This is a genomic window from Pseudomonas izuensis (assembly GCF_009861505.1).
Taxonomy (GTDB): domain Bacteria; phylum Pseudomonadota; class Gammaproteobacteria; order Pseudomonadales; family Pseudomonadaceae; genus Aquipseudomonas; species Aquipseudomonas izuensis.
The window spans coordinates 537-24,797 of sequence record NZ_WTFT01000005.1; the positions used below are offsets into that span (position 1 = coordinate 537).

Annotated in this window: 21 protein-coding genes; 9 read left to right on the top strand and 12 right to left on the bottom strand. The window is 62.2% G+C overall.

What is annotated here, in order from left to right:
- Positions 1 to 187: 187 nt before the first annotated feature.
- The gene (locus tag GPL81_RS05190; protein ID WP_160105532.1) at positions 188 to 1,408 is read right to left on the bottom strand and encodes an MFS transporter; all 1,221 of its coding nucleotides are present in this window, start codon (positions 1,406 to 1,408) and stop codon (positions 188 to 190) included.
- A 115-nt stretch (positions 1,409 to 1,523) separates the two neighbouring features.
- Here GPL81_RS05190 and GPL81_RS05195 point away from each other — a divergent pair, with 115 nt between their 5' ends.
- On the top strand, positions 1,524 to 2,297 hold the full coding sequence (locus GPL81_RS05195) for an AraC family transcriptional regulator (RefSeq protein ID WP_160105534.1): 774 nt from the start codon (positions 1,524 to 1,526) through the stop codon (positions 2,295 to 2,297).
- Here GPL81_RS05195 and GPL81_RS05200 read toward each other — a convergent pair.
- A complete protein-coding gene (locus GPL81_RS05200; RefSeq protein WP_160105536.1) occupies positions 2,290 to 3,066 on the bottom strand; it encodes a metallophosphoesterase in 777 nt (258 codons plus the stop codon). The genes GPL81_RS05195 and GPL81_RS05200 overlap by 8 nt on opposite strands.
- A 128-nt stretch (positions 3,067 to 3,194) precedes the next feature.
- On the opposite strand from GPL81_RS05200, the gene GPL81_RS05205 reads away from it, so the two are divergent.
- On the top strand, positions 3,195 to 4,091 hold the full coding sequence (locus tag GPL81_RS05205) for a LysR family transcriptional regulator (RefSeq protein ID WP_121102423.1): 897 nt from the start codon (positions 3,195 to 3,197) through the stop codon (positions 4,089 to 4,091).
- Positions 4,092 to 4,096: 5 nt separating this feature from the next.
- Here GPL81_RS05205 and GPL81_RS05210 read toward each other — a convergent pair whose 3' ends face one another.
- From GPL81_RS05210 to lldD, 4 genes are all read right to left on the bottom strand, one after another.
- Complete coding sequence (locus GPL81_RS05210; protein WP_160105538.1) at positions 4,097 to 5,530, bottom strand: aldehyde dehydrogenase family protein; 1,434 nt, start codon at positions 5,528 to 5,530, stop codon at positions 4,097 to 4,099.
- Positions 5,527 to 6,720: an iron-containing alcohol dehydrogenase gene (locus tag GPL81_RS05215; protein ID WP_160105540.1), complete on the bottom strand. Its 1,194-nt coding sequence runs from the start codon at positions 6,718 to 6,720 to the stop codon at positions 5,527 to 5,529. Before GPL81_RS05215 ends, GPL81_RS05210 begins: the two co-directional genes overlap by 4 nt.
- 61 nt (positions 6,721 to 6,781) lie before the next feature.
- Positions 6,782 to 8,263, bottom strand: a complete 1,482-nt coding sequence (locus GPL81_RS05220) for an APC family permease (protein ID WP_160105542.1) — start codon at positions 8,261 to 8,263, stop codon at positions 6,782 to 6,784.
- A gap of 370 nt (positions 8,264 to 8,633) precedes the next feature.
- Positions 8,634 to 9,776 (bottom strand): FMN-dependent L-lactate dehydrogenase LldD, encoded by a 1,143-nt coding sequence (lldD, locus tag GPL81_RS05225; protein WP_160105544.1) that lies wholly within the window; start codon positions 9,774 to 9,776, stop codon positions 8,634 to 8,636.
- A 240-nt stretch (positions 9,777 to 10,016) separates the two neighbouring features.
- Between lldD and GPL81_RS05230 the strand changes: the two genes are divergently transcribed.
- From GPL81_RS05230 to GPL81_RS05260, 7 genes are all read left to right on the top strand, one after another.
- Entirely contained in the window at positions 10,017 to 11,636 is a 1,620-nt protein-coding gene (locus tag GPL81_RS05230; protein ID WP_160105546.1) for a mechanosensitive ion channel family protein, read from the top strand.
- Positions 11,637 to 11,870: 234 nt separating this feature from the next.
- Complete coding sequence (locus GPL81_RS05235) at positions 11,871 to 12,146, top strand: hypothetical protein (protein ID WP_160105548.1); 276 nt, start codon at positions 11,871 to 11,873, stop codon at positions 12,144 to 12,146.
- A 140-nt stretch (positions 12,147 to 12,286) separates the two neighbouring features.
- Positions 12,287 to 13,249, top strand: coding sequence for a LysR family transcriptional regulator (locus GPL81_RS05240; RefSeq protein ID WP_160105550.1), 963 nt, complete (start codon positions 12,287 to 12,289; stop codon positions 13,247 to 13,249).
- Positions 13,250 to 13,413: 164 nt separating this feature from the next.
- Positions 13,414 to 14,961, top strand: a complete 1,548-nt coding sequence (locus tag GPL81_RS05245) for a UxaA family hydrolase (RefSeq protein ID WP_160105552.1) — start codon at positions 13,414 to 13,416, stop codon at positions 14,959 to 14,961.
- A 54-nt stretch (positions 14,962 to 15,015) separates the two neighbouring features.
- A complete protein-coding gene (locus GPL81_RS05250) occupies positions 15,016 to 16,071 on the top strand; it encodes an Ldh family oxidoreductase (protein ID WP_160105554.1) in 1,056 nt (351 codons plus the stop codon).
- Between the two features lie 138 nt (positions 16,072 to 16,209).
- Positions 16,210 to 17,427 (top strand): fumarylacetoacetate hydrolase family protein, encoded by a 1,218-nt coding sequence (locus GPL81_RS05255; protein WP_160105556.1) that lies wholly within the window; start codon positions 16,210 to 16,212, stop codon positions 17,425 to 17,427.
- 154 nt (positions 17,428 to 17,581) lie between these two features.
- On the top strand, positions 17,582 to 18,898 hold the full coding sequence (locus GPL81_RS05260) for an MFS transporter (protein ID WP_160105558.1): 1,317 nt from the start codon (positions 17,582 to 17,584) through the stop codon (positions 18,896 to 18,898).
- A gap of 61 nt (positions 18,899 to 18,959) precedes the next feature.
- Here GPL81_RS05260 and GPL81_RS05265 read toward each other — a convergent pair whose 3' ends face one another.
- The 6 genes from GPL81_RS05265 to GPL81_RS05290 form a co-directional block, all read right to left on the bottom strand.
- Positions 18,960 to 19,412 carry a hypothetical protein gene (locus tag GPL81_RS05265; RefSeq protein WP_160105560.1) on the bottom strand — a complete coding sequence of 151 codons (453 nt, stop codon included), beginning with the start codon at positions 19,410 to 19,412 and terminating at the stop codon, positions 18,960 to 18,962.
- Positions 19,413 to 19,517: 105 nt separating this feature from the next.
- Positions 19,518 to 21,089 carry an arylsulfatase gene (locus GPL81_RS05270; protein WP_160105562.1) on the bottom strand — a complete coding sequence of 524 codons (1,572 nt, stop codon included), beginning with the start codon at positions 21,087 to 21,089 and terminating at the stop codon, positions 19,518 to 19,520.
- A gap of 219 nt (positions 21,090 to 21,308) precedes the next feature.
- Positions 21,309 to 22,133 (bottom strand): SDR family NAD(P)-dependent oxidoreductase, encoded by an 825-nt coding sequence (locus tag GPL81_RS05275; protein WP_096510511.1) that lies wholly within the window; start codon positions 22,131 to 22,133, stop codon positions 21,309 to 21,311.
- Between the two features lie 30 nt (positions 22,134 to 22,163).
- Positions 22,164 to 22,580, bottom strand: coding sequence for a MaoC family dehydratase (locus GPL81_RS05280; protein ID WP_090320285.1), 417 nt, complete (start codon positions 22,578 to 22,580; stop codon positions 22,164 to 22,166).
- Between the two features lie 14 nt (positions 22,581 to 22,594).
- Positions 22,595 to 23,035 carry a MaoC family dehydratase N-terminal domain-containing protein gene (locus GPL81_RS05285; RefSeq protein WP_093221246.1) on the bottom strand — a complete coding sequence of 147 codons (441 nt, stop codon included), beginning with the start codon at positions 23,033 to 23,035 and terminating at the stop codon, positions 22,595 to 22,597.
- Between the two features lie 29 nt (positions 23,036 to 23,064).
- Positions 23,065 to 24,249 carry a lipid-transfer protein gene (locus GPL81_RS05290; RefSeq protein WP_160105564.1) on the bottom strand — a complete coding sequence of 395 codons (1,185 nt, stop codon included), beginning with the start codon at positions 24,247 to 24,249 and terminating at the stop codon, positions 23,065 to 23,067.
- Between the last annotated feature and the right edge of the window lie 12 nt (positions 24,250 to 24,261).

A 24,261-nucleotide genomic window follows, 5' to 3' on the forward strand; every position in this document is an offset into this window, starting at 1 on the left:
CGGATGTACCAGTTCCCCTGTAGGAGCTGGCTTGCCAGCGAAGACGGCGGCACAGTCAACATCAATATTGACTGACAACCCGCTTTCGCTGCGATGCGGCGACCCGACAAGCCAGCTCCCACAGGGAATCGGTACATCCGCGAAAATCAGGTCGGCACATAGGCCGCTTTCGCTGGCAAGCCAGCTCCTACACGTGCCGTGTGTTTTGGGTGGCCGGCAGCAGGATCGTCAGAATGCCCAACAGCGGCAGATAAGAGCACAGGGCGTACACGTACTCGATGCCATGAATGTCCGCCAGGTGCCCGAGCAGCGCAGCGCCGATACCGCCGAAGCCGAACATCAGTCCGAAGAACACGCCCGCGATCATCCCGACATTGCCCGGTACCAGTTCCTGGGCGAAGACCACGATGGCGGAAAATGCCGAGGCGAGGATGAAGCCGATGACCATGCTCAGTACGCCGGTCCAGAACAGATCGACGTAGGGCAAGGCTAGGGTGAAGGGGGCTGCGCCGAGGATGGAGAACCAGATCACTTTCTTGCGACCGATCCTGTCACCAATGGGGCCGCCAAAGAAGGTTCCCGCTGCAACCGAACCGAGGAACAAGAACAGGTACAACTGGGAGCTGGCGACTGACAGGTCGAATTTCTCGATCAGGTAGAAGGTGAAGTAGCTGGTGAAGCTCGCCATGTAGAAATACTTGGAGAACACCAGCAGCGCCAGCACCACCAGGGCAAAGGTCACGCGCTCTTTGGAAAGGCCGTGGGTGGCCTGGCTGCCCTGCTTGAGTTTGAACAGGTTCAGGTGACTGCGATACCAGCGACTGAGGCCAAACAGGATCAGGATGGCGAATACCGCGAACAGGCCGAACCAGGCCACATTCCCTTGACCGTAGGGAATGATGATGGCCGCCGCCAGCAAGGGGCCGAAGGCGCTGCCGGCGTTGCCGCCGACCTGGAAGGTCGACTGTGCGAGACCGAAGCGGCCACCCGAGGCGAGGCGTGCCACCCGTGAAGTTTCCGGGTGAAAGGTCGAGGAGCCAATGCCCACCAGGGCCGAGGCCACGAGTATCGCCGGGAAGCTGCCGACGAAGGCCAGCATCAGGATGCCGATCAAGGTGCAGACCATCCCGGCCGGCAGCAGCCAGGGCTTGGGATGCCGGTCTGTGTGGTAGCCAATCCATGGTTGCAGCAGCGAAGCGGTGAGCTGGAAGGTCAATGTGATCAGGCCGACCTGGGTGAAGGTCAGGCCGTAGTTGACCTTGAGCATCGGGTAGATCGAAGGCAGCACGGCCTGGATCAGGTCATTGATCAGGTGGGCCAGGGCGCAGGCACCGATCACGCGCATGACCAGGGGGCTGGTCTGGCTGGCCACCGCGGCGGTAGCGGAAGGAGTCGTCATTGAGGACATCGCACATCATCCAGGCTGGAGAAAAGGGGCATTGCATCTACCTGGCGCTATGCTAGATTTCGCGAAATTGCCTGTCTCGCGCAATTCGGGCAGCTACTTTCGCAAAAGAGGCATTATGGTCAAGCCACTGGAAACATTTCTGATCGAGATGGACGAAGTGAGCTGGGCGGTTTGCACCAGCGCGACCGATTACCCGGAAAACTGGTTCATCGAACCCCATAGCCACGCCAAGCATCAGTTGATCTACGCCGTCGAGGGCGTGATGGTCGTGCACTCGGGGTTGCACCAGTGGACAGTACCGCCGAGCCGGGGGATCTGGATGCCCAGCGGGCATGTGCACTCGATACGCTGCGTCGGCGCGTTGAAGATGCGCAGCGTCTTCGTGCGGCCGGACCAATTCCCGCAGCTGCCGGATGAAACCAGGGCAGTGAGCATTTCGGCGCTGCTGAGCGAACTGATCAAGACGTCCGTGAACATTGCGGCGCCGGTAGACGAGGATTCGCGCGAAGCGAGGATCATGCGCTTGATCGTGGACGAACTCACCCTCCTGCCGACCTTGCCATTGCACCTGCCGCAACCGGCGGATCAACGTATTCAGGCGATCTGTTCGGCCCTGCAACAGGACCCGGGGGATGGTTCAACACTGTCGGACTGGAGCGACCGGCTGGACCTGGATGCCAAGACCATCCAGCGCCTGTTCCACAAGGAAACCGGCATGACCTTCGGCCAGTGGCGCCAACAGGCCCGGCTGCTGCTGGCGTTGGAGCGCATTGCCGTCGGCGAGAAAATCATCGACGTGGCAGGAGCGCTGGGTTACGACAGCCCCAGTGCGTTTACCACCATGTTCAAAAAGCAGTTCGGGACAACGCCCAGCCATTTTTTCAAGTGACGGGCAAATCCAGTTCGATCACCAGCGCATCGTTAAATTCGGGGTTCTCGTTCACGCCATTTTTCGCATAACCCCGGGGGTTGCACACCACGCGGGTATTGCCCACCCGGTAGTCGAAACTGCCATGGGTATGGCCATGCAGCCACAGCGCCGGTTGCCACGCCTTGATCCGCTCTTCGAGGTCCGAAACGAAGCTCGAGTTGATCGGCGAATCGGCAAACATCGGGCCGATGCTCGACCGGGTCGGCGCGTAATGGGAAATCACCACCGTCGGCGTCGTACTGTCGCGGCTGAAGCAGTCGTCCAGCCAGGCGACGGTCTGCAGGAAAATCAGTTGGGACACCGCCGGGGTGAACAGGTCGGGAAAGTCCGGCGAAATCCTGATGTGGCTGAAGTCGCGCACGAGCTGCGTCGCCAGGTCGATGCCCCGGGCCCGGTCCTGCGCATCGTCGAACAGACGATAGTCCGACCACAGGGTGCAGCCCAGGAAACGCACGCCGTCGTGGACATGCTCCGAGCGTTCCAGAATGTGGATCCCTGTGCCCTGGGACAAGCTGTTCAACTGCTCGTAGGTCGAGACCAGGTCGCTGCCATAGAACTCGTGGTTGCCGGCCACGTACAGGATCGGAGCCGGGCAGGCCCTGGCCCACTCGATGGCCCTGGCCGGCCGGGCAATATCGCCGGCCAGCACGACGATATCGGCCTCCACCTCGGGAAACGCTATCGCGTTGACGGACAAGTGGATATCGGACAGCAAGGCGATGCGCATGGATCAATTCCTGTCGGTGTTGAAGGTCGGTCGAGCATTGACGCTAATCAGGCCCTGGCGTTGAATAGCGGTCCCTCCCTCCCAAAAAAAATGCCCATACTGTTCACTTCCACTTGTAGGGAAAACCTGTGCTCAGAAACGTAACAGACATGGACCTGCGCCTGCTGCGCATTTTCTCCATTGTCGTCAAATGCGGTGGATTCACGGCCGCCCAGGCCGAGCTGAACATGAGCCAGTCCAACATTAGCACGCACATCTCGGGGCTGGAAAAGCGCCTGGGTTATCGAATCTGCGAGCGAGGCAAGGGCGGCTTCCGCTTGACCGAAAAGGGCCAGCGCATCCTCAAGGCATCATCGGCATTGTTTGGCGCGGTGGACGCCTTTCGCGACGAGGCGCAAGACCTTGCCGGGCGTTTGGTGGGGGATCTTTACCTGGGGCTGGCGGACAACATCGCGACCTTGCCGAGCGCCCGAATCGATGCCGCCATGGCGCGTTTTTATCAGCGCGAACACGACATGCACCTGCACATCTTCGTCAACTCGCCCACGGAGCTGGAGTTGGCGGTGATCGACGGGCAACTGGACCTGGCCATTTCCTATTTCAGCCGGCCATTGCCGACCCTGGCTTATCAGCCGCTGTACCGTGAGGAAATCGGCATTTTCTGCGGCCACACACACCCGCTGTTTACCGTGGACAACCCGAGTGTCGAACAGATGCAGGCCAGTGACTGGATCACCCATGGCTTCCTGCCGGCCGACCAGGTGTTGCCGGTTGCGCCGCTTCGCGCATCGGCCACGGCGCATCACATGGAGGCCGTGGCCCATGGCGTGTTGGCCGGGACGCACCTGGGGTATTTGCCGGCCCATTACGCCCGGCCCTGGCTGGCGAACGGGCAAATGCGCGCCCTGCATCCGCAGACACTGCGCTATGAAGTGCAGCACAGCATGATCACCCATGTCGGGCATCCGCAAAGCGAAGCGGTGCGCGCCTTCATTGATGATCTGCTGAGCGAACACGCCTTGTAGGCAAGTCAGCCCAGGCAGCGGGTCACATGCTTGACCGACTGATAGGCCGACAGGCCCCACGGCCCGAGTTCGCGGCCAATGCCACTGCCCTTGGTCCCGCCCCAGGAGGTCTCGACGAACACCGCCTGTATCGAGTTGATCCAGACGTGACCGACCTCCAGCGCATTGGCCACGCGTTCGGCCCGGACCAGATCGGTGCTGATGACTGTGGCGACCAAGCCAAAACGACTGTCGTTGGCCAGCGCCAGCGCCTCCGCTTCCGATGAGAAACGGTGAGTACATAGCACCGGGCCAAAGATCTCTTCGTTCCACAGGCGACTGGTCAGCGGCACGTCCGCATACAGGGTCGGGTTGACGAACCAGCCCGGATCGCGTTGCACGTCGCCACCGCTCACGCACTGCAAGCCTTCGGTGTGGGCGATGTCGAAGTACTCGGTCACCTTGGCCCATTGTGCCTGGCTGGTCAGCGGCCCCATGTCGACTTCATCGGTGAGGGGGTTGCCCACCCGCAGTTTCTCGAAGGCATTCTTCAGACGCAGGACCAGCGCATCGGCGATGCTGTCCTGTATCAGCAGGCGCGAGGTGGCCGAGCACATTTGCCCGGCGTTCCAGCAGATGCCCGCGACGATCCATTCAACGGCCTGGTCGAGATCGCAGTCGTCGAACACGAGGATGGCGGATTTGCCACCCAGCTCCAGGGTGACGGGGCGGCAATGGGCGGCCGAGCTGCGCATCACTTGACTGCCGATGGCGTTGCTGCCGGTGAACGACAGCTTGTCGATGCCGGGATGGTTGCTCAGTGCTGCACCGGTCTCGGCCTTGCCACCGACAATGTTCAACACGCCTGCCGGAAGGCCGATGGCATCGGCGATGTGGCCGTAGGCTTGCTCGATCAGCGGGGTGATTTCCGAAGGCTTGAGCACCACTGTACAGCCGGCAGCCAGCGCCGGTGCGAGCTTCCAGGCACTGGTGACCAACGGGAAGTTCCACGGCACGATCAGGCCCACCACACCCACCGGCTCCAGGCGTGTTCGGGCATTGAAACCCGCTACGGACAACGGCACGTCACGGTCCTGCCGCTCGTCCAGTCCCTCGGCCAGGTTTGCGTAGTAGTTAAACGTGGCCACGGCGTCGTCGATATCCACCACGGCTTCGTGACGGGGTTTGCCGTTGTTTTGCATTTGCAACGCGATCAAGGTCTCACGACGTTGCTCCAGCTGCTCGGCAATCGCCCTTAAATAGCCGGCCCGTTGCGGCGAAGCGAGGTTGCGCCAACCGGCCAGCGCCTGGCGCGCGGCGACGATGGCCTGGTCGACTTGCGCGGGGCTTGCCCCGATGAACTCGGCAAAGGGCTGGCCCAGGGCGGGGTCGTAGACAGTGATGCACTCTTCGGCTTCGCCAGCCACCCAGCGGCCATTGATGTAATGCGCAGGAATCATGCTTGTACTCCTTGCAGAACGCCTTGCACGGCGTTGCGGAAAATCTGGCTGTAGTCGGCGGCGTCGAGGGCACAAGCATTGGTGTCTGAGGACGAGATATCGGCCAGGGCTTGTTCTCCCACCCAGTCGGCGGCGCCTGCATCAAGACCGATTTCACTCAGCGAATGGGGAATGCCCAAGCGTTTGCGCAGCACCAGTACCCACGCCAGAAAACCCTCGAAATCAGGCTGTTCGAGCTCCAGGTAACGGGCCAGTCGCCCGATGTCCACGCTGATGGTTTCGCGGTTGGCGATCAGCACATACGGCAGGAGGATCGCGTTCAACAAACCATGGTGCTTGTGATAGCGCGCACCCAGCGGATGGGCGAGGGCATGCACACCGCCCAGGCCTTTCTGGAACGCCACGGCAGCCATGGCCGAGGCGATCAGCATGCCTTCGCGTGCGCCCATGTTTTGGCCATCTTCGCAAGCGTCGACCAGGTGTTGTCGGATCAGGCGAATGCCCTCGACCGCGACACCCGAGGACATGGGGTGATACAGCGGGGAGCAGAAGGCTTCGATGTGATGGGTGAGGGCGTCCATGCCGGTCGCCGCGGTCAGGGCTGGCGGAAGGCCGCGAGTCAGCAGTGGATCGAGAATCACTGTGGCCGGGAGCAATTCCGGGTGGCTGATCACGCGTTTGATGTTCTGTTCGGTCTGGGTCAGGACGGCTTCGCGGCCCAGTTCCGAGCCGGTGCCGGCAGTGGTTGGCAGGGCGATCAAGGGCGGTAGCCCCAACCGCGGGAAATCCGCGAGGGTCGGGTAGTGCGCCATGACCTGGGACCATTCGAACCGCTCCAGGCCCCGGGCATCGACGGCGGCGAGGCTGATGCCCTTGGCGGCGTCCATGGCACTGCCACCGCCCAGGGCGATCAGCGAATCGTGCCGGCCCGCCTTGAACGCGGCAACGCCGTGCGCCACGTCGGCCATGCTCGGGTTGCTGGCGACGTCGCTGAATACGCTGAACACAATGTCCGCTTGCGTCAGGTGGGACTTGAGCAGCGCGAAGGGTTCCAGTCCCAGCATGCCGGGATCGGTCACCAGCAAAGGATTGCGCATGCCGAGCAAGGTGCAGCGTTGTGCCAGCGACTCAAGCGCACCCGGCCCGCAGAAAATTTCCGTGGGGTAATTCCAATAGTGAAGAGCAGACATCTGAAACTCCGGATCGGCAAGGCGCAGGGAGGATGCGCCTTGCACAACAAGACGAGGGGGGTTATTGCGGGCGCAGCTGGGGATTGAGCGTGCGCAGGTGCGGCTTGGCCCAGAACAGGTAGATCAGACCCAGTACCGCGAGAATCGAGAACACCAGGATCACTGCCCAGACCTGGAACCACGGGGCACCGGGTGGTGCGAGTGACTCCCGTGGCCAGGCCACGTTGATGCTTTCGAACACCAGCCAAAAGAACGCCGCCAGGTTGACCGGCACACCCCAGCGACCAAGGCTGAACACACCCGGTTCGGCTTTCCATTTACCGCTCAGGCGAGCGAGCAGGGCGCAGGTCACCACGATCAGGAACACCACGAAGAAGCCGCCGCTGCCAAAGGCGATCAGCGTACCCACCGCAGTGGCGTTCAGGCCCAGCGCCAGGCCGAAGCTGGCGAACAAGGTGCTGAACACCATCGCCGCGAACGGCACTTTGCGCTTGTCTACGCGCCGCAGGACTGCCGAGGCGGGCAGGATCGAATCCCTGGCCATGCCGAACACCGCGCGACCGATGTAGGTCTGCACGGACACCACGCAGGCGATGAACGCCACTAGCACGACGCCCACGAACGGCCGTTCCGACCAGGCACCGAAGGCGTCGACCACCGCCGGTGTGACCGGATCGACGACTTGGCCCGACACCATGGCGGCGGTATCGGTGTAGGACAGGGTGACGGCGAAGGCGGTGAGCATCACCGTCAGGCCCACCAGGATCATCGAGCGCAGGATGGCCCGTGGCGTCGATGTGCGAGCGTCGGCGGTTTCCTCGGATACCTGCGAGCAGGCGTCAAAGCCCAGGAACGCCCAACCGCCGACGGCCATGGCCGTGAGGAAACCGGACAGGTAGGAACCGTCGCCGGCTTGTGAAGAAGTCAGGCCTTCGAACACCAGGGACAGGGAGTGATTGCGGAAAAACAACAGCAGCAACACGCCAATACCGATGGAGGCGATCGCCTCGGCGATGATCCCGGCGTTGACGAAATACTTCAGCGGGTTGATTCCGAACAGGTTCACACCCAGGCCCAGCAGGAGCAGTACCGCGCCACTGAACACCTGAGCATTGGCGCCGGGTGGCTCGCCGGTGAAAAACAGCCATAACCAGAACCCGCCCAAATAGGCCACGGTGGTTAAAGACGCCAGGGCCGAGGCCAGGTACATGAACCCGGTAAACCAGGCCCAACGATCACCCGCCAGGCGCTTGACCCACTGGTAGCAACCGCCGGCCAGGGGGTACTGCGAGGCCAGTTCGGCGTAGACCAGGGCCACCAGCAACTGCAACGCCAGGCATAGTGGAACGATCCACACCCAGGAAGGGCCAACGCTCATCGCGCCCAGTGACATCACCGAATAGATGCCGACCACGGGTGATACGGTGGCGAAACCGACCGAAAAAGAGGACCAGAGCGACAAGCCGCGATGCAATTCCTGGGCGTAGCCCTGGCTGTGCAGCAGGTGTTCATCGGCGCTTGGCCGCTTGAGGGACGCACTCATCGCTGACCTCCAAAAGAGATGACGCCAATGACGGGTGCACAACGGCCGGCACGGTGGCGTGCGAACGTAGATGACATAGAAATTCCTTGGGTCGGCAGACACATTATTGTTGGGATCGCCTTGTTTTCAGGCGTACCGACGAAACGGGCTCCTTCTGAAAGGAGTGAATGGGAGCTTAAAAGGGGAATACATCAAAGAAAATTCATATGTTTGTAGGCTGACATCTGAATTTTTTGATGTTTGTGGCCGTGACGAACCCCTTGTAGGAGCGAGCCTGCTCGCGATGGAGGTCAACGATAACGCGGGCTGTCTGAATGCCCTCGGTGCCTGAGCCTCCATCGCGAGCATTCGAGCGTCGACCGGCTCGCTCCTACAGGGGGTTGCGCACCAGAATGGACTCGTCGATCCGGTCGATGGACGTGACGCCGGTCAGGGTCATGGCCACGCGCATTTCCTTGGCGAATATATCCAGCATGTTTTCCACCCCGCGCTGGCCGTCGGCGGCCAGGGCGTAGGCCATTGAGCGGCCCAGCAAGACACCTTTCGCCCCAAGCGCGAGCATGCGCACCACGTCCAGCCCCGAGCGGATGCCCGAGTCGACCAGCACGCTCAGATCATTGCCAATCGCCTGCATGATCGGGGGCAGGGCCTTGGCGGTGGAAAGCACGCCGTCCAGCTGCCGGCCGCCGTGGTTGGACACGACAATCCCGTCTGCGCCGAAACTGACCGCGTCGCGGGCATCCTCGGGATCGAGAATGCCCTTGATGATCATCGGGCCTTTCCAGAACTCGCGAATCCACTCCAGGTCGCTCCAGCTGATCGAGGGGTCGAAATTGTTGGCCAGCCAGCCCATGTAGTCTTCGAGGGTGACGGCTTTGCCCAGGTACTTGGAGATATTGCCCAGGTCGTGCGGACGGCCCATGACGCCGACGTTAAAGGCCCAGTCGGGGCGAGTCATGGCCTGGAGCACACGACGTGAAGAAGCGAACGGACCGGACATGCCCGAGTGAGCATCCCGGTAGCGGGCGCCCGGGGTGGGCATGTCGACCGTGAACACCAGGTTCTGCACCCCGGCGGCTTGCGCACGCTCCAGTGCGTTGCGCATGAAGCCCCGGTCTTTCAACACGTACAGCTGAAACCAGATCGGTTGTCGAGTGTTGGCCACGACTTCCTCGATCGAACACACCGACACGGTCGACAGGCACAGCGGGATCCCCTTGTTCTGCGCCGCCTTGACCGCCTGCACTTCGCCACGGCGGGCGAACATTCCGGTCAGCCCAACCGGCGCCAGCACGATGGGCATCGACAGCCGCTGGTTGAAGAGGGTGGTGTCCAGGCTCAGGCTTTCGACGTTCTTCAGGATTCGCTGGCGCAGGCTGACCCCGCTCAAATCGGCGCTGTTGGCCCGCAGCGTATGCTCTGCATAAGCTCCACCATCGATGTAGTCGAACAAAAAACGGGGGAGTTTGCGACGTGCCGCTTCGCGGTAGTCCGATGCAGAAGAAATGATCATAGAGGGCAGGCCTTGATCCGATGAGTGAGGGCTGGGCTGTCGAGTCCTGGCGTCAGGTTAGCGCATGGGATCTGTGTTGCGCTTGTTTCCCTGGAGCGAGCAACGGTGTTCTGCGTCAAGTCGATCCCGGCTCACACGGCTTTTGATATCGACCACGGCACAATCTGACAACCCTTCATCGCTGGACTACGCTGCGTTTTGTTAACCCTGTCCTCAACCTGTGACGTAAGGAACTGACGCATGCGGAGCAGGTTGCCTGCCTTGTCGATGGTCGTTTTCAGCCTGTTCTGGTCAATGCTGCTGTGGGCCGGGGACGCCGTGAAACCGGTCGAAGATCCCGTCGAACTGAAAGTGGCCAACCGCAGCATCATGGTGTTCCGCGCCACGCTGCTCGGTGAAGCGCCGGCTTCGCGGGTCAAGCGGGCGAAAGCAGTGATCGGCGAAACCCTGGATGAGGACGGCGAGCCCGTTGTCACCCTTGACCCGATCCACGACAGTTATCTGGTGCTGTTGGGGGCCAGGCGCGCCTTTATCGTGGCGCCCGATGATGTCGACACCGTGGACTTTTCCTCTGTGCAGCAGGCAGCGCAAAGCGCGGCTGAACACCTGCGCCAGGTGGTGGCGGAAACCCGGGAGGCGCGGAACCTGCAACTGATGCTTCGCTCGCTGGGCGCGGCGGCCATTGCCACGGCGGTGTACGTGGCGCTGCTCTGGGGCGTGGCTTATTTGCGACGCCGATTGCTCACGCGATTGCCCGAATTGATGGATCGGCACACTCGGGCGTTGAAAGTCGGCCGGGTACAGGTCATTGAAGCCAATTACCTGTACCCCTTGGTCATCCGCCTGTTTTGGCTGCTGCGATGGCTGGCCTTGCTGCTGCTCACGTATGAGTGGCTGGGGTTTGTCCTGTCGCGTTTTCCCTACACCCGGCCCTGGGGTGAAAGCCTCAACAATTACCTGTTCGAGGTGGTCAGCTACCTGTTTCAGGCCATCGTCGGCGCCATACCCGGGCTGGGTGTGGCCCTGGCGATTTTTTTCATCGCCCGTGGCGCCACGGCGTTCAGTCGCCGTGTGCTCAGGCGCATGGCGACGCCGGGAACCTTCACCTGGCTCAACCGTGAAACCCTGCAGCCTACCCAGCGCCTGACGTCCCTGGCGATCTGGCTGTTCGCGCTGGCAATGGCCTACCCGTATCTGCCCGGCGCGGGTACCGACGCCTTCAAAGGCCTGTCCGTGCTGATCGGCCTGATGATTTCGCTGGGCGCCACCAGCGTGGTGGGGCAGGCCGCCGCCGGGTTGATCCTGACCTACACCCGAACCTTGCGTCCCGGTGAGTTCGTGCGCATTGGCGAATACGAAGGCACGGTCACCGAACTGGGTATGTTCACCACGAGCATCCGCACCGGTCTGGGGGAAGTGCTGACCTTGCCCAATTCGATGATCACCGGCACGGTCACCAAGAATTATTCCCGCACGGTGCAGGGCCCGGGCTATGTGGTGGATACGGTGGTGACCATCGGCTACGACACGCCGTGGCGCCAGGTGGAAGCCATGTTGCTGGAAGCCGCCAGGCGCACACCCGGTGTGCTCGAAGAACCGCCGGCGCAGGTCTTCCAGACTGCGCTTTCCGATTTTTATCCCGAATATCGCCTGGTGGCGCAGGCCATCCCCAGTCAACCCCGGCCCCGTGCCGTGCTGCTGAGCATGCTGCACGCCAATATCCAGGACGTCTTCAACGAATACGGCGTGCAGATCATGTCGCCGCACTACCTGGGCGATCCCGAGAAAGATAAGCGGGTGCCTAAAGACAAGTGGTTTACGGCCCCGGCCGAGGAACCCAGGGATGTGCACCAGCGTTGAGGGCAGAAAACCGCCAACAGCCGCCAGTGGATGGAGCGTTGGAAAATGAGAGCTAAGCTTTCTTCTGTCGGGCTTATTGAGCAGATCGGGCTTTGCGTCCAGGGTGTAAAACCGCCTTCATCGGTCACCACGCCGTTACAACACCCTGCCTGATCAGAGGGCAGACGAAGGCGCTATCACTCCACTGCGTTCTATTTAGCGTTAGCCCTTCATAACCGCCTCGGAGGGGAGCCAATGAAACGCTTCGCAATGCTTATCGCGATCTCTTTGCTGACCACTGCTTGTTCGAGCACAACTGAGTACGGCATCACCCGAATGGATAATTGTGTCTGCTATAAATCGCCCGGGGGACAACCCATGCAAGCATCGCAAGTGGCATCGAAAGACCCCGAAACGTTGCAGAAAGAATTCTCCCATTGCGTTTGCCGAGCCTTGATTGATCTGAAGAAGGTCGATGATCCCACCAAGTTTTTCGTGCCCGGAACCGAATTAAGAACGGAGCTGAAATAAAACGAGTGTTGGGGTCCGACTGAGCGAGAATAGCGGCGCGGTGAATGGATCATCGGGCGGGATTTTCGTTGCCTGCCATGGCCTCTTCGCTGGCAAGCCAGCTCCTACAGGAGCGAACCTTAAAGAGGCACTACCCCCCGATGCCGTCGGACATTACCCATTCCAGCTTCTGCAACTGGGTGCGCTTCAAGCACCTGGTGCTGATCGACACCCTGGCACGTACGCGCAACATGCACACCACCGCCATCCAGATGAACCTCAGCCAACCCGCCTTGAGCAAGATGCTGCGTGACCTGGAGGAGCAGTTCGGCTTTGCCCTGTTCCAGCGCCTGCCACGCAGCATGCCGCCCACAGAGCTTGGCGAGTACGTGGTGCGCTATGCCCAGGGGGCGCTGGCCGATTCACACACCTTCGTCGACCAGGTCAACCGGCTGCGCAAGGGTGGCCATGGCTTTCTCAAGGTGGGCGGGATTTTTGCGGCCACTTCGGTGGTGCTGCCCCAGGCCATCGCCGCGATCAAGGCACGCAGCCCATTGCTGTCGATTGAGGTGGTGGAGCAGTCCAGCGACCACCTGCTGGCCATGCTTGAGCAGAACAAGCTCGACCTGATGATCGGCCGTTTTACCGAAGAGCGTTACAGCCAGGCCTTTGACTTCCTGCCGTTGGAGCCCGAGCCCTTCAGCCTGGTGGTCAACAGCCGTCATCCACTGAACGAGCTGGACTGTACGCCGCTTGACGCCTTGGGCCAGTGGCCGTGGGTGCTGTACCCGATCGGGACGCCCATCCGCGATCGCCTGGAGCTGGCATTCAAGGCCGCCGGCATTGCTTCCCCGGCAGATAGCGTCAATACCATCTCGATGCAGATGTTCCTGCAATTGCTGCAATCGGGGCCGATGATCGCCATGTTGCCCAGGTCCATGGTGGCTGCGCAGCTCGACAGTGGCCTGCTCAAGGAGCTGCAGAGCCCGCTGCGGCTGGCTCCGCTGGAGTACGGCATCATCACCCGCAAGGACGAACCCCTGAGCGGTTCCGCCCGGGAATTCGCCGACATCCTGCTCGATTTCGCGCGCCAGCGCCGGGAGGAGGGCGTGGCGATTGATTGATTAAGGTCACTCGATCAGGCCATTCGATAACGCCAGGTTATCGGTTGATCGGATCATCTCATTGGGAATGTCAGGGCTGGCTCCTTACAGTTATCGCAGATTCGCCCTTCACGGAAGGGGCGGCGCCATAACAAGAAGTCAGCCGTACTGCCCTGAGAGGTCCCATGCAACTGATTGCCAGAACTCGGACCGGCGACACTGCCGTGATTCGCCTCAACCCCCTGGACAACGTACTGATTGCACGGCAGGCCCTGCCAGAGGGTCTGAGCCTGGAAGCGGAAGCGATCACCGTGCGCCAGCCGATTCCTTCCGGGCACAAAGTCGCCACCCGGCGCGTGGAGCAGGGCCAACCCCTGCGTCGCTATGGACAAATCATCGGTTTCGCTTCGCAGCCCATCGAAGCCGGCGACCACGTGCATGTGCACAACGTGGAGATGGGCGACTTCGCCCGTGACTACGCCTTTGGCGTCGATGCCCACACCCTCCCCGGTACTGAAGCGGTGTTCCAGGGCATCGTACGTGCCGATGGCCGCGTCGCGACCCGCAACTACGTCGGCATTCTTACGTCGGTGAACTGCTCGGCGACCGTGGCCCGGGCGGTGGCCGATCATTTTCGCCGGGATATCCACCCCGAAGCATTGGCGGCCTTCCCGAACATCGACGGTGTGGTGGCGCTGACCCACGGCGCCGGTTGCGCAGTGGACCCCGGCGGCGAGGCCTTGGGCCTGTTGCGCCGCACCCTCGGTGGTTATGCCGTACACCCTAATTTCGCGGCGGTACTGATCATCGGCCTGGGCTGTGAAACCAACCAGATCGAGAGCCTGCTCGAGAGCCAGGGGCTTGAGGCCAGCGACCAGTTGCGCGCCTTCACGATCCAGGGCATTGGCGGCACGTCGAAAACCATCGCCAGCGGCATTGAACAGGTCAAGGCCTTGCTGCCCAAGGCCAACCAGGTGCAGCGCGAACCGGTCAGTGCCCGCCACTTGATCGTCGGCCTGCAGTGCGGCGGCTCGGACGGTTACTCGGGCATCACCGCCAACCCGGCGCTGGGCAATGCCGTTGACCGCCTGGTGGCGGCCGGTGGCACCGCGATTCTCTCGGAAACCCCGGAGATCTACGGCGCCGAGCATTTGCTGACGCGCCGGGCCGTGAGCCGCGAGGTGGGGGAGAAGCTCATCGCGCGTATCCACTGGTGGGAAGACTACTGCCGGCGCATGAACGCCGAACTGAACAACAACCCCTCGGCCGGCAACAAGGCCGGTGGCCTGACCACCATCCTGGAAAAATCCCTGGGCGCCGTGGCCAAGGCCGGCTCCAGCAACCTGGTGGAGGTGTACCAGTACGCCGAAGCGGTTCGGGCCAAGGGGCTGGTGTTCATGGACACCCCGGGTTACGACCCGGTCTCGGCCACAGGGCAAGTCGCCGGCGGCGCCAACCTGATCGCCTTCACCACCGGCAGAGGCTCGGCCTACGGCTGTGCGCCGGCACCTTCGATCAAGCTGGCGACCAACAACCGGGTGTTCGAGCACCAGGAAGAAGACATGGACGTGAACTGCGGCGGCATCGCCGAGGGTTCCACCACGATTGAAGAGCGCGGCGCCTACATCTTCGAACAGATGCTGCGCATCGCTTCCGGCGAACGCAGCAAGAGCGAACAACACGGTTATGGGCAGAACGAGTTCGTGCCCTGGCAAATCGGTGCCGTGACCTGACGGGTCGATGGGCCAACACCGCACAGACCTTCAATGGATCACGGAGCAGCAAGCATGACTCACGCCAAACGCTACGCCGCAGCAACGCTCACTACGTTCGTCGAGCAACTGTTCGAAAAAGCCGGGGCCGATGCCGAAGTCGCCCAGGTGGTGACCCGCGTGCTGCTCGAAGGTGAGTTGCTGGGGCATCGTACCCACGGTCTCAACCTGGTAAGCCGCTACATCGGCGGTATGCTGACCGGGCAGGTCAAGGCCAGTGCGCAGATGCTCGAGCAGGTCTCGGACAGCGGCATTTCGGCGCTGTTCGATGGCCACTATGTGCTCGGCCCTTATTGCGTCAGCCGCGCCCTGGATTGCGCGGCCAAAGGCGCCACGGCGCAGGGCATCGGTATCGCCGTGGTGCGCCGCGCCTCGCACATCGGTTGCCTGGCCGCGTACCTGAAACCCTTCACTGACCGTGGCCTGGTGGCCATGGTGTATTCCTCGGACCCGTCGGCGGGGCTGGTCTGCGCCCATGGCGGGATCGACCCGGTCTACACGCCCAACCCGATTGCCGCCGGTATTCCAACCCGCGGCGAGCCGATCCTGCTGGATGTAAGCATGTCCACCGTGACCCTGGGCCTGGTCGGCCAGTGCCGCGATGCCGGCAGCACCTTGCCGCACCCGGTGTTGATGAGCAACGAGGGCCGGTTGAGCGACGACCCGGCCGACTTTTTTACCACGCCGCCGGGCAGCATCCTGCCATTGGGTGGCCAGGCCTTCGGGCACAAGGGTTTTGCCCTGGCGATTCTGGTTGAGGCGCTGACCTCGGGATTGGCCGGTCATGGGCGCAAGGACGCCCCGGACCAGTGGGGCGCCTCGGCCACGGCCGTGGTGATTGACCCGCGCTTCTTCGGCGGGCTGAAGGCTTTCACCGATGAAAGTTCGTTCCTGAGCAAACTGATCCTGGCGAGCCGGCCGGTCGATCCCGGGCGCCCGGTGCGCCTGCCGGGCCAGGCGGGCCTGAAGTTGCGCGAACAAGCCCTGGGCGAAGGCGTGAGCCTGACGCAGAAGGTGGTCGATGAACTCAACCGGACTGCCGGGCAGTTGCAACTGCCTGCGCTTTCCTGAGGCATTTTGTAGGAGCGAGCTCGCTCGCGATGGTCGTCAACGATAACGCTGGGCGCCTGACACCCCCACGGCGCCCACACGTCCATCGCGAGCAGGCTCGCTCCTACAGACACACACAACGACAACAAGAGTGCAGACATGACAAACGAATCGAAAGCACAAGCACCGCTGCGGTTGGGCCACAACGCCGCCGTATTCAATACCGGCAGTTGGGTCGGACGGGTCTGGCTGCCGGGGCAGGGGCCGGCCGTGGTGCTGGTCAAGGCCGGTGCCGTGCACGATATCAGCGCCCATGTGGCCACCGTCTCGGCCTTGCTTGAAGTGGCTGACCCGGTGGCGTACCTGCGTGCATTGCCCTTGGCCGAAGCCTTGATCGAGTTGCCCGCGTTGCTGGACAACAGCGACCCGGGCCTGCGCGACGAAAACCAGCCATGGTTGCTGGCACCCATCGACCTGCAAGCGGTCAAGGCCGCTGGCGTGACGTTCGCCGCCAGCCTGCTGGAGCGCGTCGTCGAAGAGCAGGCCAAGGGCGATCCGGCCAAGGCCGACGCGATCCGCGACACCCTGGCCAGCCGCATCGGTGCCGACCTGTCGCAAATCGTACCGGGTTCGGCCCAGGCCGAAGCCTTGCGCAAGGTATTGGTGGAGCAAGGCCTGTGGTCCCAGTATCTGGAAGTGGGCATCGGCCCGGACGCCGAAATCTTCACCAAGGCCCAGCCGCTGTCGGCGGTCGGCCATGGCGCCGACATCGGCATTCACCCCAAGTCGAGCTGGAACAACCCGGAACCGGAAGTGGTGCTGGCCGTGTCGAGCAATGGCACGGTCCAGGGCGCCATGCTCGGCAACGACGTCAACCTGCGCGACTTCGAAGGGCGCAGCGCCTTGCTGTTGTCCAAGGCCAAGGACAACAACGCCTCGACCTCGCTGGGGCCATTGCTGCGTCTGTTCGACGAGACGTTCAACCTGGATGACGTGCGTCACGCGGAGGTGGATTTGCGCGTTGAAGGCCAGGACGGTTTCATCCTCGAGGGCCGCAGTTCCATGCGCCAGATCAGCCGCGACCCGCTCGACCTGGTCCAGCAGACACTCAATGAAAACCATCAATATCCCGACGGCCTGGTGCTGTTTCTCGGTACCCTGTTCGCCCCCAAGCAGGACCGCGACCAGCCGGGCAACGGTTTCACCCACAAGCCGGGCGATGTGGTGGCTATCAGCAACCCGCAGTTGGGTACGTTGTGCAACCGTGTGACCACCAGCGACCAGGCGCCGCCGTGGGACTTTGGCCTGCGCTCATTGATCGACAGCCTGGCTCGGCGTGGCCTGTTGGAAGTGGCGGTGACGGCACGCCAACCCTGATTTTTGTCCCCTGTAGGAGCTGGCTTGCCAGCGAAAGCGTCCGTTCAGGCAATGACAGTGTCGACTGATCCACCGTCTTCGCTGGCGAGCCAGCTCCTACAGGGGGGATGCGTAGACCTGCAACCGCTTCAATAACAATAATAAAGGCCATCAGATGAACACACTGAAGAAGTATCAAAGCCTCACCGTTGTCTTCCTGCTGTTGATCGGCATCGTCAACTACCTGGACCGTAGTGCGTTGTCGATCGCCAATACCTCGATCCAGAAGGACATGATGATCAGCCCTTCGCAGATGGGCATTCTGTTGTCGGCCTTCTCCATCGCCTACGCCTTTGCGCAGTTGCCGATGGGCCTGATCATCGACCGCCTGGGCAGCAAGATCGCCCTGGGCGCCTCGTTGCTGGCCTGGTCGGTGGCTCAGTCGACGTTCGGCATGGTCAACAGCTTTGCCGGCTTCATGGGCCTGCGCGTCCTGCTGGGGATTGGCGAGGCACCGATGTTTCCCTCGGCGGCCAAGGCCCTGTCCGAATGGTTCGATGCCAACGAGCGCGGCACGCCGACCGGGATCGTCTGGTCGTCGACCTGCCTGGGCCCATGCCTGGCGCCGCCCTTGCTGACACTGTTCATGGTCAACTTCGGCTGGCGCGGCATGTTCATCATCACCGGCGCGCTCGGTGTCATCCTGGCGTTGTGCTGGCTGACCTTCTACAAGAGCAAGGCGCAATACCTGGCCGAACTCGCGGCTGAAGGCAAGCCATTGCCCACCGAGAAAAAACCCCAGGTACACGTGACCAACCCTCAAGCGCCGAAGGTGTCCTACTTTGCCGGCTGGCTCGACCTGTTCAAGCACCGCAGCACCTGGGGTGCGGTCCTGGGCTTCATGGGTGTGATCTACATGCTGTGGCTGCACTTGACCTGGTTGCCCGGTTACTTCGAGCGCGAGCACGGCATGAACCTGTACAAGACCGCGTGGCTGGTGTCGCTGGCCTATGGTTTCGGCGCGGTGGGCACCATCGTCGCCGGGCGCTTCTGCGACCTGCTGGTACGCCGTGGCAAAAGTGTTCTCGCCAGCCGCAAATTCGGCGTGATCACCGGCCTGGTGCTGGCGGCGCTGTTCACCTTGCCACTGTCATTTGTCTCGGACCTGACCGGCTGCATCATCCTGTTGTGCCTGGCGCTGTTCAGCATCAACATGGCCAGCGCCACGGCCTGGATGATCGTCAATACCATCGTCGACAGCCGCCGGGTGGCCTCGTTCGGTTCGATCCAGAACTTCGGGGGCTACATCGCCGGTTCCGTCGCGCCGATCGTCACCGGCTTCAGCATCCAGTACTCGGGTTCGTTCAATACCGCGTTCATGATCAGTGCGGTGGTAGCGTTGTGTTCGGCCCTGGCGTACTTCCTGCTGCTCAACGCGCCGATCGGTTCTGCCGAGCCTGCACCTGAGCACATCGTCGGTGTGACCGAGTAAAGGCCCCGCGTCTTTGGCGACGGGAGGAGGGCGACGCAGCAAGCGTCGCCCGCTCCCTTTTCTATTTCTGCGAGTTTGCCTGCGGGATGTCCCCGCAAAAGAGATCGACGTTGCCATCGGGCGGTGCGGAACGCACGACGATGGAGTAACCGCCGGACAGCAGAGTCGCCATGGTGACGGGTGCACTTCTGGAAAACGCCCAGCCCTTGATGGCCTGGCGCTCGGTGTTGACGCGATCGTTCATGGCGTAGGCGACCGGCCCGGGTTGTTGGCAGCTGCCCTTGTAGATGAAGCTGTAGATGCGCAACGGCAGCGAGGTGCCGTTGGGGATACCACTGATGAAGAAACTGAGTCCGGTTTGCTTGTCCCAATCAGCCAGCGTGACATTGCCGATCTCTCCGGCGTTTTGCCGGGTGGCATTCAAGGGGACCATTACCCCATGGCCCGATGAGTTGGTGCAGCCGTAGAGGCTCGCGGTGGCGGTTAGAATTGCGAGTGCATATCTGAACTTCATGCCAACCTCCTGAATTGAATAACTGCAATGGGAGATTAGTGGGTATAGCTCAAATCACTGCGAGCGAAAGCCGCCACCCGCTGCAAGGCAGGTGACGGCCGCTGATCAAGGTTTGGCCTGGGCCTTGCTCTTCTCTTCGATCTTCGCATCCACCGCCGCGCGGATCTGGTCGATGCTGAAGCTGGCGGGCTTCTGGCTCGGCGGGAACTCGACGAAGGTTTGCAGGAACCTCGCGGCCTTGGCCACCCCGGCGGCCAGCAGGTAGGAGTTCTTCACAGTCCAGTCGTAATACTGGTCGGAGACACTGTCCGCCCGCTCATAGGGGTCCATGCGCAAGTTGAACAGTTTCGGCACGCGCAAGGGCACGAACGGGCTGCTCCACACCGCAAAACCACCGGGTTCCCGTTGTTCGGCGAACACTACTTTCCAGTTGTCGTAACGCATGGACACCAGCACGCCATCGTCGTTGAAGTAGTAGAACTCGCGGCGCTCGCCTTTTGGTTGCTTCCCGGTCAGGTAGGGCAACTGGTTGTAGCCGTCCAGGTGCACCTTGAAGTTGTTGCCGCCGGAAGTCGGTGCCCAGCCCTTGAGCAGCTTGTCCTTCACTTCGCTGTCGCCGGCTGCCGCCAGCAGGGTCGGGAACCAGTCCATACCCGAGAACATCTCGTTGGACACCTCACCGGCCTTGATCTTGCCCGGCCAGCGCACGATGGCCGGCACCCGATAGGCGCCTTCCCAGTTGGAGTTCTTCTCGTTACGGAACGGCGTGGTCGCCGCATCCGGCCAGGAGAATTGGTTCGGGCCGTTGTCAGTGGTGTAGACGACGATGGTGTTGTCGCTGATTTTCAGGTCGTCGAGGGTTTTCAACAGTTTGCCGACGTCACCGTCGTGCTCCAGCATGCCGTCGGCGTAATCGTTGCCCGGCATGCCGCTCTGGCCCTTCATCGACTCGCGCACATGGGTAAACAGGTGCATGCGCGTGGTGTTCATCCAGACGAAGAACGGTTTATCCGCCTTGGCCTGTTTCTCGATGAACGCCTGCGCGGCAGCGGTGGTTTCGTCGTCGATGGTTTCCATGCGCTTGGTGGTCAGCGCACCGGTGTCTTCGATCTTGCCGTCGGCGTAGCTGTGGATCACGCCGCGGGGCGTGCGGGATTTGACGAAGTCCGGGTCGTCTTTTGGCCAGTACGGACGCTCCGGTTCCTCTTCGGCGTTGAGGTGGTAGAGGTTGCCGAAGAACTCGTCGAAACCGTGGTTGGTCGGCAGGAACTCATCCTTGTCGCCCAGGTGGTTCTTGCCGAACTGGCCGGTGGCGTAGCCCTGGGATTTGAGGGCCTGGGCAATGGTGATGTCGCGTTTCTGAATGCCAATCGGCGCGCCAGGTACGCCAACCTTGGTCAGGCCGGTACGCAGGGGAGACTGGCCAGTAATGAACGACGAACGCCCGGCGGTGCAGCTGTTCTCCGCATAGTAGTCGGTGAACAGCATGCCTTCATGGGCGATACGGTCGATGTTCGGCGTCTTGTAGCCGACCACGCCCATGGAATAGGCGCTGATGTTGGTCTGGCCGATGTCGTCGCCGAAGATCACCAGGATATTGGGTTTGTCGGCAGCGGCGGCGGTTGCCGAAATGACGGACAGGGCGAGTGCCGGCAGCCACTTTGTTATGCGAGTCATCTGACTGGCTCCTTGTTGTCTGGCGTCGCGAAGGGCGACGGTCCCATGTTCGAAGGACGCCAGCGACAACGCTCCACCCGGATCAGGTGGCGGATCACACATCCCCTGTAGGAGCGAGCCTGCTCGCGAAAAACGCCCAGGCACCGCGATCATTCAGACAGGGCGCGTCATCGTTGACGTCCATCGCGAGCAGGCTCGCTCCTACAGGTGTTTCCGGGGTTATTGCAGGTTGCCAGCCACCGCGATGGTCTGCGCGGTGATGTAGTTCGACTCCGGCGAGCAGAACAGATACACCGCGTCGGCGGCTTCCTGCACGGTGCCTGGTCGACCCAACGGGTTGCGCTGGGCGAACGACTTGGCGGCTTCCGGGCTGATGCCGACACGGATGTCACGACCTTCGATGTTCACCGTGGCGCCGGCATGGGCGTCAGCCTTGGTCATGCGGGTTTCGATGAAACCGAAAGCTACGGCGTTGACGTTGACCTTGAAACGGCCCCATTCACGGGCCAGGGCACGGGTCATGCCGATCACACCGGCCTTGGCCGAGGAATAGTTCATCTGCCCGGCGTTGCCGTTGAGGGCCGACACCGACGAGATGTTCACCACCTTGCGGAACACTTCGCGCTCGGCGGCGGCATCGGCTTGTGCTTGCGCCTTGATGATCGGGTAGGCGGCACGCAGGATGCGGAACGGCGCGGTCATGTGGCAGTCGAGGATCGCGTACCACTGCTCGTCGCTCATCTTCTGGATCACGTCGTCCCAGGTGTAGCCGGCATTGTTGACGATGATGTCGATGCCGCCGAAGTTGTCCATCGCGGTCTTGACGTAACGGTCGCCGAAGTCCGGGGCGCTGACGTTGCCGTGGCAGACGGCGGCTTCACCGCCCATCTGGCGAATCATTTCCGCGGTCTCGTGGGCCGGATCGGCGTCCAGGTCGTTGATCACGATGCGCGCGCCTTCGCTCGCCAGTTTCAGGGCGATTTGCTGGCCGATGCCACGGCCGGAACCGGTGACCAGTGCGACTTTGCCGTCGAGTTTTGCCATGGGGTGTTGCTCCTCAATGATTGGTTTTGTTTACAGAGCGATCACGGCGTCACCAACGATCTTGGTCTCGCCGTATTGATTGGTGGTGCGCACTTCGACCTTGATCCGTTGTTCGCCGTCGACTTCGAAGCGGTCGACGACAGCACCGGTGCAGGTGATCTGGTGACCCAGGTGGGTGATGCCGAGAAAACGCACGCCGAATTCGCGCAACTGGCGCTGATCGACCCATTGGGTCAGCAGGCGACCGAGGTAGGCCATCGACAACATGCCGTGGGCAAACACGTCCGGCATGCCGGCGCGGCGGGCGTAATCGGTGTCGATGTGAATGGCGTTGTGATCACCCGACGCACCGGCGAACAGGGCCAGGGTCGTGCGGTTGATCGGCGGCAAAGCGAGCGGCGGCAAGGTGTCGCCGATGTTGATTTTTTCCAGGCTTATCGCGTTCATCAGTCTTCTCCGCTTCAGCTGTTGCGCTGCACAAGCACACTGCGCAGGTCCGCAACGTGCTCACCGTGCTGATTGGTCACTCGGGTTTCGCGCACCACGAACTCCAGGGCGCCGCCTTTTTTGTCGTAGATGTCGGCGATGCGCACATCGAAGCGCAGGGTGTCGCCGGCGTAGGCCATGCGGTGATAACGGAACGACTCTTCGCCGTGGAGGATGCGTGCGGTGACGATCCCCAGTTCGTCACGCCAGGCGTTGGACGGGATCTGGAATTCCAGCGAGAACAGAAAGGTCGGCGGCAGCGGCAGGTTTGGATAACCGGCGTCACGGGCGGCCTGCTCGTCGAAATAGATCGGGTTGGTTTCCCCGGTGGCCTTGGCGAAGAAGCGCAGTTGCCCGGCTTCGGCGGTGGCGAGGAAGGTGGGCAGCTGTCTGCCGATGTGTTTCTTGTCGATCATCCGGATGGCTCCTTTGATTGCCGGGCGCGTCAGTTTTTCTGGTACACGGTCACCACGCAGGCACCGCCCAGGCCGAGGTTGTGCTGCACGGCAATGCGCGCGTCCTGCACCTGGCGTTGCTCGGCGGTGCCACGCAATTGGTGGGTCAGCTCGTAGCACTGGGCCAGGCCGGTGGCGCCCAACGGGTGACCCTTGGAGAGCAGGCCGCCGGACGGGTTGGTCACCCATTCGCCGCCATAGGTGTTGTCGCCGTCGCAGACCAGTCGCTCGCCACCGCCTTCGCCGCACAGGCCCAGGCCTTCGTAGGTCAGCAGTTCGTTCTGGGCGAAGCAGTCGTGCAGCTCGATCACGTCGATGTCTTTCGGGCCGATGCCGGCCTGGTTGTAGGCGATGTCGGCCGCCATGCGGGTCATGTCGAAACCGACCACGCGGATCATGTCGTTGGCGTCGTAGGTGCTCGGCAGGTCGGTGGTCAGCGCCTGGCCAGCGATCATCACGTCGGTGCGCAGCCCGTGTTTTTTCGCGAAGGCTTCGGACACTACGATGCTGGCGGCGGCACCACAGGTGGGCGGGCAGGCCATCAGGCGGGTCAGCACGCCTTCCCAGAGCATCGGTGCGGCCAACACTTCTTCGGTGCTGACCACGTTGCGGAACACCGCCAGCGGGTTGTTGGCCGCGTGGCGACTGGCCTTGGCGCGGATCTTGGCGAAGGTGTCGAGGCGGGTGCCGTATTTCTGCATGTGCGCAAAACCGGCCCCGGCGAACTGGCGGATGGCGGTCGGCAGGTCGGGCATGCCCACCAGTTCGTTGGTCAATTTGAGCGCACGCTCGGTGGCCGGGGCACGGTCGGTCCAGGCCGATTTCAACGCACCGGGGTTCATTTGCTCGAAACCAAAAGCCAGGGCGCAATCCACCGCACCGCTGGCCACGGCTTGACGGGCCAGGAACAGCGCCGACGAGCCGGTGGCGCAGTTGTTGTTGACGTTGATCAGCGGGATGCCGCTCATGCCTACGCGATACAGGGCTTTCTGGCCGCAGGTGGAGTCGCCGTAGACGTAGCCGGCGTAGGCCTGCTGGATGTCGTTGAAGTCCAGGCCCGAATCCGCCAGGGCCTGGCGGATCGCCTGTTCACCCATCACGTCGTAGGGCTCGTTGGTCCCCGGTTTCTTGAACTGGATCATGCCGACGCCAGCAACGAATACCTTATTGCTCATCGAGTTTTTCCT